8 protein-coding genes are annotated in these 12,722 nt (G+C 70.3%); 1 reads left to right on the top strand and 7 read right to left on the bottom strand.

Translation table 11 applies throughout. From position 1 onward, the window contains the following. Positions 1 to 26 precede the first annotated feature (26 nt). The 5 genes from OG787_RS45805 to OG787_RS45825 all read right to left on the bottom strand — a co-directional run bounded on the left by OG787_RS45805 (position 27) and on the right by OG787_RS45825 (position 5,601). Positions 27 to 1,388: a GntP family transporter gene (locus OG787_RS45805; protein WP_405539380.1), complete on the bottom strand. Its 1,362-nt coding sequence runs from the start codon at positions 1,386 to 1,388 to the stop codon at positions 27 to 29. After that, a complete protein-coding gene (locus tag OG787_RS45810) occupies positions 1,385 to 2,302 on the bottom strand; it encodes an NAD(P)-dependent oxidoreductase (protein ID WP_405539381.1) in 918 nt (305 codons plus the stop codon). Before OG787_RS45810 ends, OG787_RS45805 begins: the two co-directional genes overlap by 4 nt. A 177-nt stretch (positions 2,303 to 2,479) precedes the next feature. Then, positions 2,480 to 3,337: a ketose-bisphosphate aldolase gene (locus OG787_RS45815; protein ID WP_405539382.1), complete on the bottom strand. Its 858-nt coding sequence runs from the start codon at positions 3,335 to 3,337 to the stop codon at positions 2,480 to 2,482. Continuing rightward, positions 3,337 to 4,773, bottom strand: coding sequence for a four-carbon acid sugar kinase family protein (locus tag OG787_RS45820; RefSeq protein ID WP_405539383.1), 1,437 nt, complete (start codon positions 4,771 to 4,773; stop codon positions 3,337 to 3,339). Before OG787_RS45820 ends, OG787_RS45815 begins: the two co-directional genes overlap by 1 nt. Positions 4,774 to 4,899: 126 nt before the next feature. Further along, positions 4,900 to 5,601 (bottom strand): FadR/GntR family transcriptional regulator, encoded by a 702-nt coding sequence (locus tag OG787_RS45825; protein ID WP_405539384.1) that lies wholly within the window; start codon positions 5,599 to 5,601, stop codon positions 4,900 to 4,902. A 152-nt stretch (positions 5,602 to 5,753) separates the two neighbouring features. Here OG787_RS45825 and OG787_RS45830 point away from each other — a divergent pair, with 152 nt between their 5' ends. Then, positions 5,754 to 6,572 (top strand): hypothetical protein, encoded by an 819-nt coding sequence (locus OG787_RS45830; RefSeq protein WP_405539385.1) that lies wholly within the window; start codon positions 5,754 to 5,756, stop codon positions 6,570 to 6,572. 263 nt (positions 6,573 to 6,835) lie between these two features. Here the strand turns inward: OG787_RS45830 and OG787_RS45835 are convergent, their stop codons facing one another. Then, entirely contained in the window at positions 6,836 to 7,909 is a 1,074-nt protein-coding gene (locus OG787_RS45835; RefSeq protein ID WP_405539386.1) for a virginiamycin B lyase, read from the bottom strand. A gap of 796 nt (positions 7,910 to 8,705) precedes the next feature. Beyond that, positions 8,706 to 11,600, bottom strand: a complete 2,895-nt coding sequence (locus OG787_RS45840) for a SpoIIE family protein phosphatase (protein ID WP_405539388.1) — start codon at positions 11,598 to 11,600, stop codon at positions 8,706 to 8,708. Positions 11,601 to 12,722 lie beyond the last annotated feature (1,122 nt).

A 12,722-nucleotide genomic window follows, 5' to 3' on the forward strand; every position in this document is an offset into this window, starting at 1 on the left:
CCACCACCGTTTCCCGGGAATCGAGGTTAGACGACCTGCCAGAGCAGACCCGTCAGCAGGAACCCGGCCACACCCATCACGGTCACCAGGACCGTCCAGGTGCGCAGCGCCGCTCCGACCTCCAGGCCCACCAGTTTGGAGAACATCCAGTAGCCGGCGTCGTTGATGTGCGACAGCGCCAGCCCGCCCGCGCCCATCGCCAGGCAGACCAGGGCGAGTTGCTGCGGTGACAGGTCCGCACGCGCCACCAGCGGGGTGATGACGCCAGCCGTGGTGACCAGCGCGACGGTCGTCGAGCCCTGGACGGCCCGCAGCAGCATCGTCATCGCGAAGGCCAGTGCGAGCAGCGGCAGTCCGGTCTTGTCGAGGATGTCGGCGACCGCGTCACCGATGCCGGTCTTCACCAGCACCTTGCCGAACACTCCGCCCGCGCCCGCGATCAGGATCACCATCGCCACACCCGGAATGGCCGAGCCCATCACCTCACCGATGTGCCCCCGCGACCAGCCGCGCCGGTGCCCGAGGAAGTACGCTGCCAGCGCGACCGCCACCAGCAGCGCGACCATCGGCGCGCCGAGCACGGTCAGGACGGCGCGCGGATACGAGCCCTCGGCGAGGGTGTTGTTGCCGATGGTGCCCAGCAGGATCAGCAGGATCGGGGTGACGATCAGCGCGACGACCATGCCGAAGGACGGCGGGTTCTCGACGCTGCCGTCACTCGGGGCCTCGGCCTGCTCGCCGTACACCAGCTCCTTCACCTCGGGCGTCATCGGGTACTCGCGACGGGTCATCCGCCTGGCGATCAGGTAGCCGAGCAGAATCACGACAGCCGTGAGCGGGATACCGAACAGCAGGATCCAGCCCTGGTCCGCGCCCAGCGCCACCGCGGCGGCGACCGCGCCCGGGTGCGGCGGCAGGAAGGCGTGCACGGTGAGCATCGCCGCGCCCATGGGCAGGGCGTAGACCAGCAGCGGCTTGCGGGAGGCGCGGGCGACTCCGTACGCGATCGGCATCAGGATGATCAGGCCGACCTCGAAGAAGACCGGGATGCCGAGCAGGAACCCGGCGGCGGTGAGCGCCAGCGGGGTGCGCTTGTCACCGAAGCGCTCGATGAGCGAGTACGCCAACGAGGCGGCGCCGCCGGACAGTTCGATGATCCGGCCGACCATGGCGCCCAGCGCGATGATGGTGGCGATATGGCCGAGGGTCGAGCCCATGCCCTCCTCGATCGTCGCGACCAGTTCGCCGGCGGGGACACCCGCGGCGAGCGCGACGCCGATGCTGACGACGACCAGGGCGACGAACGGCTGAACCTTCGCCTTGAGGATGAGCAGGAGCAGGAGGGCGACGCCTCCGGCGGCTATGAGGAGGAGCGAGCTGTCGCTCATCGGTCCTCTCCTCTCGGTGTGGCGGGGGAAAGGACGGTGACGATGCTGGAGTCGTCGCGGGCGGCCAGGCCCGCGCGCTCACCGAGGAGGTAGAGCTGTTCGGCGGCCGAGGCCAGCGGAACGGGGACGTGCGCGTTCTTCGCGATGCCGGTCACGATCCCCATGTCCTTGACGAAGATGTCGAGCCGGGACCGCACCTCGACCGCGTCCGCCTCGTCGCCGTACGCCTGCGCCATGCGCGGACCACGGTCGGCGAACATGAACGAGCCCGCCGCGCCCTGGCTCAGGCTGTCGATCACCGTCTGCGGGTCGAGCCCGAGGCCGCGAGCCAGCGCCACCGCCTCGGCGGCGGCCACGATGTGCACCCCCGCGAGCAGCTGGTTGATCGCCTTGAGCGCCTGACCGTCGCCCGGCCGGTCGCCGATGACCGTGAGCGTCGAGGCGAGCCGGTCCAGCACAGGACGGGCCAGCTCGAGCGCGGTCCTCTCCGCCCCGACGACGATCAGCAGATCACCGTTCCCGGCCCGGGTCGGGCCACCACTGACCGGCGCGTCGACCAGCAGCACGCCCAGCTCACCGAGCCGCGCTGCGGTCAGCCGCGCGGCCTCCGGGCCGACCGTGCTGGTCAGCACGACGACCGACCCGGCCGTCAGGGCTGCGGCAGCGCCGTTCTCGCCGAACAGGGCGCTGTCGACCTGCGCCTGGTCGCGTACGGCGAGCACCACGACCTCCGCGGCACGCGCGGCCTCGGCCGGGGTGGCCGCCTCTGCGGCACCATCGGCCGCGACGAGTGCTCGCCGCTCGGCGGCGATGTCGAACACGGTCACGTCGATCTGGGTTGCGGCGAGTCGGCGGGCCATCGGCAGGCCCATCGCGCCGAGGCCGAGCACGGCCGTACGGGGGTAATCAGACATGCGGGTGTCCTTGCAGGGAGGGGATGTTGGGGAGGGGGAGGTTGAGGAAGTGATGCTGGGGAGGGAAGTTGAGCCGGGGCGGGATCGCGCCCCGTCGTGCGACCCGGGGTCGCCGGTGGTAACGCCCGTACGCCTGGAGGGTGTTGGGGGTGTGGGGTGGGACGGGGTGGAGAAAGGTCAGCGGGCGGGGCCGAGCTGCCGTGTGATGCGCGTCGCCGCCGCCGTGACCGCGTCGCGCCCCGCGTGCCACGTCGCGACGGCGTCCGACCCGGCGAGCGCGCCGGGGAGCGCGTCCCGTACCGCCCGCAGATATGCCCGGCGCAGCTCGGCGTTGACGTTGACCTTGGCCACGCCCCGCGCGAGCGCCCCGCGCAGCTGCTCCTCGGGGAGGCCGCTCGCGCCGTGCAGCACCAGCGGCACCGGCACGGCGTCCCGGATCGCGGCAAGCCGGTCGAGGTCGAGCCGGACTGGCTCGGCGGTGAAGCCGTGGACGTTGCCGACGGCGACGGCGAGGGCGTCCACCCTCGTGGCGGCGACGAACTCTGCTGCTTGTTCGGGGTCGGTCATGGTGCCGCCCGCGGCGACCGCGTCCGTCGAGACGTCCTCGTCGCCGGCCAGGGCGCCGAGTTCGGCCTCGACCCACACGCCCGCGTCGTGTGCGAGCTCGACGGCCTTCCGGGTCAGGGCCACGTTCTCGGCGAAGGGCAGGTGCGAGCCGTCGACCATCACCGAGGTGTAGCCCGCCTCGACGCACGCGGCGATCTCGTCGAGCTCCCGGCTGTGATCCAGATGCACGCCGATCCGGGCCGACGACCGCCGGGCCGCGTCCAGTGCGAGGGTCATCAGCGCCTCGCGCCCGGCGTGCTTGAAGGCGCTGGACCCGGCCTGCAACAGCACCGGCCGGCCGGTGGCCTCCGCGGCGGCGACGATGCCCTGCACCGTCTCCAGGTTGTAGGCGACGAAGCCGGGTATGGCGGTGCCCTCGCGGGCGGCGGCAAGAAGGTCGGCTCCGGACCGGTCTCCGTACGGCAGCATCATCGGCTCCTGAGCAGGTCGAGCGCGTCCGCGAGGGCGTCGTCGTCGCCGACGTTCCCGGCGAACACGATGTACGGGACACCGGCGCTCGGGCCGGACTCGGGCTCCCAGAGCGAGACGATGCCGGGGAGCAGGGTGCCGCGTGCCCAGGCCCGGCGGATCTCCAGGCCCTCGGTGGCGATGTCGCTCGACGTGATGCCGCCCTTGGCGATGACGAACGCGGGCCGGCGGGCCGCGCTCACCGCGCGTACGGCCTCCACCAGCGCGGCGGAGACGCTGCGGGCGATGGCGAGCGAGTCGTCGGCGTCGGCTCCCGTGACGACGGAGCGGGTCGTCGTCACCACGACATCGCTCCCCGCCAGCGCCTCCGCGGCGGCCCGTGCCACCTCGGCGATGTGTGCGGAGCGCCGCTGCTCGTCGAGCAGCGCGGGCACGTCCAGCTCGAACCCGGTGATCCCGCCGCGCTCGCGCAGGCGGTCCAACTGCCGTGTCGTCAGCCCGACATGGGAACCCACCGCGATCAGCCCGTACGGCGTGTCGCCCGCCCGCCGGAAGGCGGCGAGCTCTGCCGCGCCGAGCGGTGCCCGCGCGGACTGCCCGGCCCGGGCCCGTACGAAGGACGGCCCGCAACGGTACAGCAGCCGCACGCCGGCGGCCTCCGCCGAGGCGGCGGCCAGCGCCAGCACCCGCAGGTCGTCGTCGCACAGTGCGTCGGCGACCGCCGGGCGGCCGTCGCGCAGCGACCCGAGCAGCGCGGCGACGTGCTGCGGACCGCGAAGGCGCAGGTCGTCGAGGGTGATCCGCAGGACGTCACCGGCTGCGACCCGCCCGCCTGTCTTCTCCTCGATCCACTCCGGCAGGCGGGAGTTGGCGTAGCCGAAGGTGGCGTCCTTGGCGAACTCGCTGTCGCCGACCGGCAGCATGGAGCCGTCGCCGGCCCGCATCCAGTGCACGGAGTCGGCGGTCAGCCGCCCGGCCTCGATGTAGGCGGGCACCAGCACCACACCGTCGACCGGCACCTCCTGGGCCAGGACGTCCGCCTCCAGCGGGAAGTGCCCGCGCAGTGTGGAGTCACCGCGGCTGGCCAGTACATAGCCGACGCCCTCGGCCGCCGAGGCCTGCGCCAGGGCGCGTACGACCTCGCGGTTGCGGGTCGCGGCATCCTCCGGGGCGAGACTGCGGGTGTTGGTGAGTACGAAGAAGGCCGTGCTGTCCTGGCGCAGCGCCCACCGCAGGTCGTCGGCCGTCCACCGGGTCAGCACGGGTACGTCGGCGACGGTCTGGGTGCCGGTCGGGTCGTCGTCGAGGACGACCAGTCGCGCGCCACCTGCGACGGCGGCCGCGACTTCGCTCGCGGAGACCTCGCGCACCGGCGGCAACGTGTGCCGGTCGGGGAAGGTGAGGGGGACGGGAACGGGGACGGAGGGCTGGAGCATGTCGGTTCTTCTTTCGTACGTTTCCGGGCAGGCCGGCATGGCCGCGTGGCGGCCGGGGGGGATTAGGCGGGCGCGGGCGCGCTAACGCTCGTGGCTGTGGCTGTGCCTCTGCCTGTGCTTGTGCGCTCAGTCCTGCTTGCTGATGACGTGCGTGCGCAGGTCGTCCGCGGTCTGCACCATGTGGTCGTCCATGGCGCGCCGGGCCTTGTCCGCCTGCCCGCTGCGCAGCGCCTCAAGGACCGCCTCGTGGTGCGCGATGGCGTTCGTACGGATCTGGGGAACCGCCGAGGTCTGCCTGCGGCCCTCGATCAGCAGCCGCCCGAAGGGCTCGAAGAGCAACGGCACGAAGGCGTTGCCGGAGGCCCGCATCACCACCTCGTGGAAGGCGATGTCGGCATCGACGAAGGCCTCGGTGTCCCCGGCCTCGGCGGCGTCCCGCATCGCGTCGAGCTGCTCGGCGAGTTCGACGAGGTCGTCGTCGGTACGCCGGGCGGCGGCGAGCTGGGCGGCGCCCACCTCGATCATTTGCCGTGCCTCGATCAGCTTCTCGGAGATCGCGCCGCTCGTCCGGGGCGCGGCGGCCGCGGCCCGGATCATCGGTTCGAGCGCGGTCCACTGGTCGGGCGCGTTGACGTACGTACCGCGTCCACGGTGGATCCGTACGACGTTCTGCGACCGGAGGACCTTGATCGCCTCACGCACGGTGAGTCGACTCGCCTCGCACTGCTCGGCCAGTTCCCCTTCCGGGGGGAGGGCCGTGCCGGGCGGGTAGTGGCCGTCGATGATCGAGGACAGCAGGCGTTCGGCGATGTCGTCGGACAGCGGCATTGCTGTCGACCTCCTTGCGGTGATCCATCTGACATCAGACATCTGATGTCTCGGAGGCAGGCGGTAGGCGGCGCTCCGGTGCCAGTCAATACCTCTCGTGAAAATAGCGGCGGCGAGGCTATGTATAGGAAGGTCTCCACGAAACCGGGGGATTGACAGGACTGATCGGCGCGCTCATCGCCGCGACAGCCACCATGGTCGTCCCCGGTCACGAATTGTGGCACCCGAACCCGGGCTTCTACTCAGGCCCGGAGCCCCTGTGGGACATGCGCCCGTACTACGTGTTCGCCCTGGTCACGCTGCTTGGCCCGGCCACCTCGGTGCTCGGGACCGCCAGCCGCACCCGGCCCACCAGGGTCATCACGTCCGGTCCGCGCACCGGGGAAGTGATACCGGTCAGCATCAACATCAACATCCACGTCACCGGCATCCTCACGCATGCGTCCGGGGTGCTGTCCACCCTCGCCATGAGCTTCGACGCCGTCGCCACGAAGTCGGCGAACATCGAGATCCACGGCGAGACCGGCAGCCCCGCAGTCCCAGACCCGAACCACTTCGCCGGGGAGGTGCAACTGCGCCGCCTCCACAGAGACGCATGGGAAAACCTCCCCATGTCCGCGGGGTACCGCGACGTCGGCAGGGGGTACGGAGTCGCGGATCTGGCGTTGACACCGCCCGGTGAAGAGCCGAGAGCCGGGGGCGCCCTCGGGTATCACGTCCTGGACGTCTGGAATCCGTCCTCACTCCTGCCGTCGACGACCGAAGAGCGTGCGTGGCGAGCACAGGAGAGCGACCTGCCCCCCGTTCGCCTCCAGCCACTCGACCATGAACCGCCTCTACATGGTCTGCTGAGGTCGGCAGCCGAGCCGCCAGGACGAGACCTTGCAGAACCGGTGGCATGGCAACGGGGGCGCAGACACGTGGGCGTCTCCGAGTCCGGCGGCCGCCCCTCCATCCCGTGCACGCGCTGACGCCGTGCCCCGAGGCGGGGCCGGGAGCATAGCCCGGGAGTACCTCCGGACGCGCTCCTGGCCGGGGGAGGAGCCACACCCCTTGCTGTCGACTCGGTGCTGTCGAGGACCCTTCCCTACCTGGGCGGAAGCGACTTCGACGAATGCTTCGAGCACGGCATCGATCTGATCCTGAGCCGTCCCGAGGGGATGGCCGGCGGATCGCGGAGAGTTTGGTGGGTGGTGGGTGCGGCCGGGCGCTGCCCGGCCGCACCCACTCGACCTCACTTGACGGTGATGCGCCCGATCTTGCTGGCGGCCGCCTCGGTGAACCAGATCTGTCCGTCGGGGCCGGATGTGATGCCGTAGGGGAGCGCGTTGGCGGTGAGGCCGGCGGAATATTCCGTGACCTTGCCCTTGATGGTGATCCGGCCGATGCGGTTGCCGTCGGTCGCGAACGGACCGCCGAACTCGGTGAACCAGATGTTCCCGTCCCGCCCGGTGGCGATCCCGCGCGGCAGGCTGCCAGGAGTGATCCCCGTCCCGAACTCCGTCACCTCACCATGTGGCGTGATGCGGCCGATCTGATCGCCGAGAGCCTCGGTGAACCAGAGGTTGCCGTCCTGGCCGACCGTGATCTCCGCAGGTGAACTGCCGGGCGTGATGCCTGTGCTGAACTCGGTCACCTCGCCCCGCGGGGTGATGCGCCCGATCCGGTCCTGCGACTCGGTGAACCAGAGATTGCCGTCCGGGCCGGGGGTGATGTCCTGGACCGAGCTGCCGGGGGTGATGCCCTCGCTGAACTTCGTGATCTTGCCGTGCGGGGTGATACGGCCGATGAGGCCGCCCCTGTCCTGGGTGAACCAGACATTGCCGTCCGGTCCCGCGGTGATGTAGTTGATCCCATCGGCAGGGTTGAGACCTTCGGAGAATTCCGTGACCTTGCCGTGTGGGGTGATGCGGCCGATCTGAACCTTCTTGGGTGCGGGGCCCGTGCCGTCGGTCGCGAATCCTTCGGTGAACCAGATGTTCCCGTCGTGGCCCCGGGTGATGAAGGCAGGAGCGGAGCCCTGGGTGATGCCGTCGCCGAACTCGGTGATCTTGCCGTCGGGTGTGATGCGCGCGATCTTGTCGGCCTTGGTTTCGGTGAACCAGAGGCTGCCGTCGGGGCCGGGGACGATGTCCAAAGGCTGGCTGTCGGCGGTCGGGGTACCGAACTCGGTGATGCTGCCGGCCTGGGCGTTCGCGGTGGACATGGCCAATCCGCTGAAGGCGAGAACGGCGGCGCCGAGTACGGCTCCTCTGCGGGTGAGGGCTCGGAGGTGATGAAGGCGTGTCTTGGGTGTTCCGTCGGACATGAGACTCACTTCCGTCATTCAGGGGATGCCTGGGCGTGGCCAATATTCGGAGACGTGTCTCCATTTGGTGCCACGTCACCACTAACTGGAGTAGTGTCTCCGGTTGTTCCCTGTGTCGGTGTGTGAGATGTCACGCACAACTAGCCTCACTTGCAAGGGAGTTGACCCCTGACTGGGGTCAGGGGCGTGTGCCGTCTTCTCTGGGGGCAACCGTGTGGCACGGCGGATGGAGACCACTTTGTGCAGCTTGGCGCCGGGCAAGCGAGACCGTCTGGTGTAACACCTGTAACACCAGTGCCACTTTGGAGCGGTCCCGTCCCGTGGCCCCGAAAACGTGAAGATGCCCCACTTGAGAGCGTGGGCCCTGGCGATCTCGCAGTGGGGTTGGGAAGTGAGTACTGGCCCCACCCTGCGGACTTCGACCCTCCGGCGGGCCACCGGGGCCGATCAGGTGGTCGATGACCCGGCGGCCGTGCCCTTGTCGGCTGCTGGCGCAGTCCGGGGTGGAGCGAGGGGCTCGGCCTCGGCGGAGATCCTCGTGCCTGCCACGAGAGTGCCCCGCTGTTCGGTGCGGAGACAGCCTCGGGCGGGTTGGCCGGGGTGGTGGTTGCCCGGCGGGAGCGGGCGAGCCGGGTCACGGTCTGGGGATTCGGGTTGACGCGCACTGCCTCGGTGTGAAGAACGTGAACGGGCCGCACACGATGGGATCGGGTTCTCTCGATGCCTGGCGGCGGGAGTTCTTCTGACCTCCTTCGCGGTTTCCGCGGGCTGCCGCGGAGCGGGCGGACGGGACGTCTCACATTGTGGGGTCGAGGACGGCCAGCAGGGCGTCCGGCGATTCGGGGCCGGTCAGGGCCTGCTCCGTCCAGATGCACTTGCCCGTCGCTGTGTACCGGGTGCCCCACCGCTGGGACAGCGCGGCGACCAGTTGCAGGCCCCGGCCGCCCTCGTCCGTCTCGGACGCCCGGCGGATCCGGGGCGTGGTGAGGCTGCCGTCGGATACCTCGCAGACCAGCGTGCGGCTGTGCAGCAGGCGGAGCAGCACCGGGCCCCTGGCGTAGCGCACCACGTTGGCGACCAATTCGCTGACCAGCAGTTCCGTGGTCATCGCCAACTCGTCCAGGCTCCAGATGGAGAGCTGTTCCCGGACCAGTTTGCGCGCCTGGCCCGCCGCCTGCGGCTCCAGGGGCAGCGGCCAGGCGGCGATCGCGTCGGGCGGGAGCCCGTGCACCCGGACGGCGAGCAGGGCCGCGTCATCGGCGGACTGCTGCTGGACCGGGAGGAGGCCCGCGATGAGCTTGTCGCAGAGGAGGTCGAGGTCGCCGCCGCGGTTCTCGGCGAGCAACCGGGCGAGACGGGCCATCCCGGCTTCGATGTCGCGGTCGACGGACTCGACGAGCCCGTCGGTGTAGAGGATCAGCAGGCTGTTCTCCGGCAGCACGAGTTCGACGTTCTCGAAGGGTGGCTCGGCGGCGCCCAGCGGAGGGTTCGGAGCCGAGTCGGGGAAGACGACGGTGCCGTCGGCATGGACGACAGCGGGCGGCGGATGGCCGGCGCGGGCGAAGGCGCAACCGTGGGTGACGGGGTCGTAGACCGCATACAGACAGGTGGCGTACGAGTCGTCGCCGAGCCCGGAGACGATGTCGTTGAGGTGGGCGAGGATCTCGTCCGGGGGCAGGTCCAGCTCGGCGAGGGTGTGTACGGCGGTGCGCAGTCGCCCCATGGTGGCCGCCTCCGGAAGCCCATGGCCCATGACGTCGCCGATGACGAGGGCGACCCGGTCACTGGAGAGCGGGATGATGTCGTACCAGTCGCCGCCCACGTCCATGCCCTGCCCAGCCGGCAGATAGCGGGCGGTAGCTGTGCAGGCGGGCAGCGAGGGCAGCGCCTGGGGCAGCAGGGCGCGCTGAAGCTCCTGCGCGCGAGTGTGCTCCGCGTCGAAGAGCCGGGCCCGTTCCAGCGCCTGGGCGACGAAGCCGCTGATCGCGACCAGCAGCGTGCGTTCCTCCCCGGTGAGGTCGCGCGGCCGGTCGAAGGAGATCACGCACACCCCGATCGGATGGTCCGAGGCGACCAGCGGCAGGAACGCCCACGCCTTCTTGCCCGCCGCCTCTGGATGGTCGGCCAGCGCCGGGTAGCGCGCGACGTACTCCTCGGGAGAGGAGAAGAACTGCGGGGTGCGGGCGGCCAGGGCGTCCGCGACCGCGTTGTGCCCGGACAGGGAGAGGCCCGTGATCCGGTCGAGGAATTCCTGGGAATAGCCGACGCTGCCGACGGGATGCATCCGGGTGCCCTCAATGACCTGTACGACCATTCCGACCGCGCCGAACGGCGGCAGTACGTGCCGGGCCACGGCGTCCGTCACATCCGCGGCGCCGGTCGCGCTGGCCAGCGCCGCGGTCAACTCCGCGATGCGGGCGGCCCGCTCGGCGTCGGCGCGTACGGCCGCCTCGCGCTCGGCGTCCCGCGTCCGCTTGGCGTGGATGTCGGTGAAGTAGAAGGCCAGGCCGTCGGGGAGCGGGACCAGCCGCAGGTGGTACCAGCGCCGGGTTCCGGGTGCCCGGATGTCCAGTCCGGTGGGCGTGGACAGGGCGACTGTCTTCTGGCACAGGGCCCGTAGATCGGGAACGTCGAGCTCGGCGGCGAGGTCCCACACCGGGTGGCCGACCAGCTCCTGGCCGCGGCCGAGGACCCGCTCCGCCTGCGTGTTGAGGAAGGTGATCAGCCACTCGTGGTCCAGCGCGAGAAAGCCGTCGCTCATGTATCGCAGGGCGCGGCCGACCGCGTCGCGGGCGCTGCGGGACTCCGTGCTGTCCCAGACCGTACCGACCGTGCCGAGCGGCAGGTCGTTCTCGTCGCATTGCACCCGGCCGCGTACCTGGATCCAGCCCGTGGTGCCGTCCGGGCGATTCACGCGGTACTCCGTGCCGAACATGCTCCGGTCCCGGATCGCCTTGTCGGTCGCGATGGTCAGCGAGGGCAGGTCGTCGGGGTGGATGATGTCCATCCATGTCTCGGTCCGCCTGTCGAACGTCTGCGGATCGATGCCGAGCACGGTCATCGCCGCCTCGTCGAGCAGCAGTTCGCCGGTGACCATGTTCCAGTCGTAGGAACCTACGTGTACGGCGTTGAGCGCCTGCCGCAGTCCGCTTCCCGGAGGGCTCGCGGGAGACGGCTTCTCGTGCGGTTGCGGGGGCCCGGGCGGGAGTGGGCGGCGCAGCCGCTCGGCGGCCCAGGCCGCGACGGCTTCCAGGAACGCCCACTGCTCGGGTCCGGGCTCGCTTCGGGCGGCGGCCAGGACGGTGAGCGATCCTATGACTCCGTCCGGGTCTGACACCGGGACGGAGGCGGCGCCGGGAAGACCGGGGGCGGGGGCCGCGGACGGCCGGGGTGAGGGCTCGCCGGGCAGCGGCGGCGCGGGAACCCAGACCGGGCCTTCCGCACGCACGGCACGGGCCGTGGGCGAGTCACCTCGGTCGTCGAGGGACACCCAGGGCTCGGTCATTATCCTGGGCAGCCCGCTGCTCGCCACCAGGCGCAGATTGTGCTCACGCCCATGCCCATACTCACGCATATGCGCCATGCCGCCCATTCCGCCGAGCTCGGCCACGGCCTGTTCCAACGCGAGACGCAGGGCTTCGATGACCTCTGTGTCGTCGTCGATGGCGCTGAGTATGGGCCGCCGATCCATGTCATCAATGTATATAGAAGTCCATAATCATGGCGAAATTTGTGCCGGTGATCAGCTCGGCTCCGATGCCGATTGCCCCATGCGTGAGCGTCCGGCGGTCGGCGAGACAGAGGGCGGGGGAGGGGGACGGCGACCCACACCTATGACAGCGCCGACCGCATCACTGACACCGGCTGCACCCACGATGCCTTCGGCCGCACCACGGCCCTCCCCGACGGCACTGCCATCGCGTGCTACACCAGCGACCTCGTCCGGCGGGAAACCGCCGGCACCACCAAGCAGACCTGGACCCTGGACGCACCCACCGCCTCGCTGACTGGACCACCGGGACCGCCTCCGACTGCGGTGCCACGTGTGGACCACTACTTCCACCAAGACCAACCACTACGGTGACGGCATCGACAGCCCCGCATGGACCGCCTGTGAACGATTACGCAATTCCGTGATCGCTCACACGAAGTTCACCGAGATCGGAGCGTCTGGTCGCTGGTGGGACGTGCAGTCGATCCCCACGGTGACGAGTGCGGGATCGGCGTCCTCGGAGTCGCCGGTCAAGGTCAGTAGGATTTCAGGGACCGTCTTGGCTCCGGGAATCGTGCACCTGACGTACTTCGCTGACGATCAGGGGCGCCAGGTGTGACGGAGTTCCTTGTGGCGCCAGACCGGGACGGGTTGGCGCTTGTACTTCACCAAGGGACTTTGGCAAGCTGAAAAGAGTCTCCGCTGCCTGCGAGGGCGGCGGGAACTCACCTGGTTCCGTGTGGTCACCCAGCTTTGGAGTGCTGTTCGACGCGTGCGCGAGCCAGACCGAGGCCATGGCCCCCGTGCCGTTTACCGGTAAGCACCAGGCCAGCGGTGTCGTCGTCAACAGCCCACACACCGCGGTCAGCACCCCGTTCATCCGCTGTTCCCTCCGGGGCCGGCTCGGCCCCGGGCCCAGCACCACCGGAGCCGGTTCGCCGTCCGGCGTCGACGGCGTGTACTTCAGCCAGACCATGAACGAGCCCATGTCCCGAGCCGCCTGCGGCCATTGCCGCCTTGTGATCCGGCCCACAGCAACTACAGCGGCACACCCTCGGCATACGACTTGGTCGTCAGCTCGGCGCGCTTGCGGCCAAACCG

The sequence above is a fragment of the Streptomyces sp. NBC_00075 genome, assembly GCF_045041225.1.
Classification (GTDB): Bacteria; Actinomycetota; Actinomycetes; order Streptomycetales; family Streptomycetaceae; genus Streptomyces; species Streptomyces adonidis.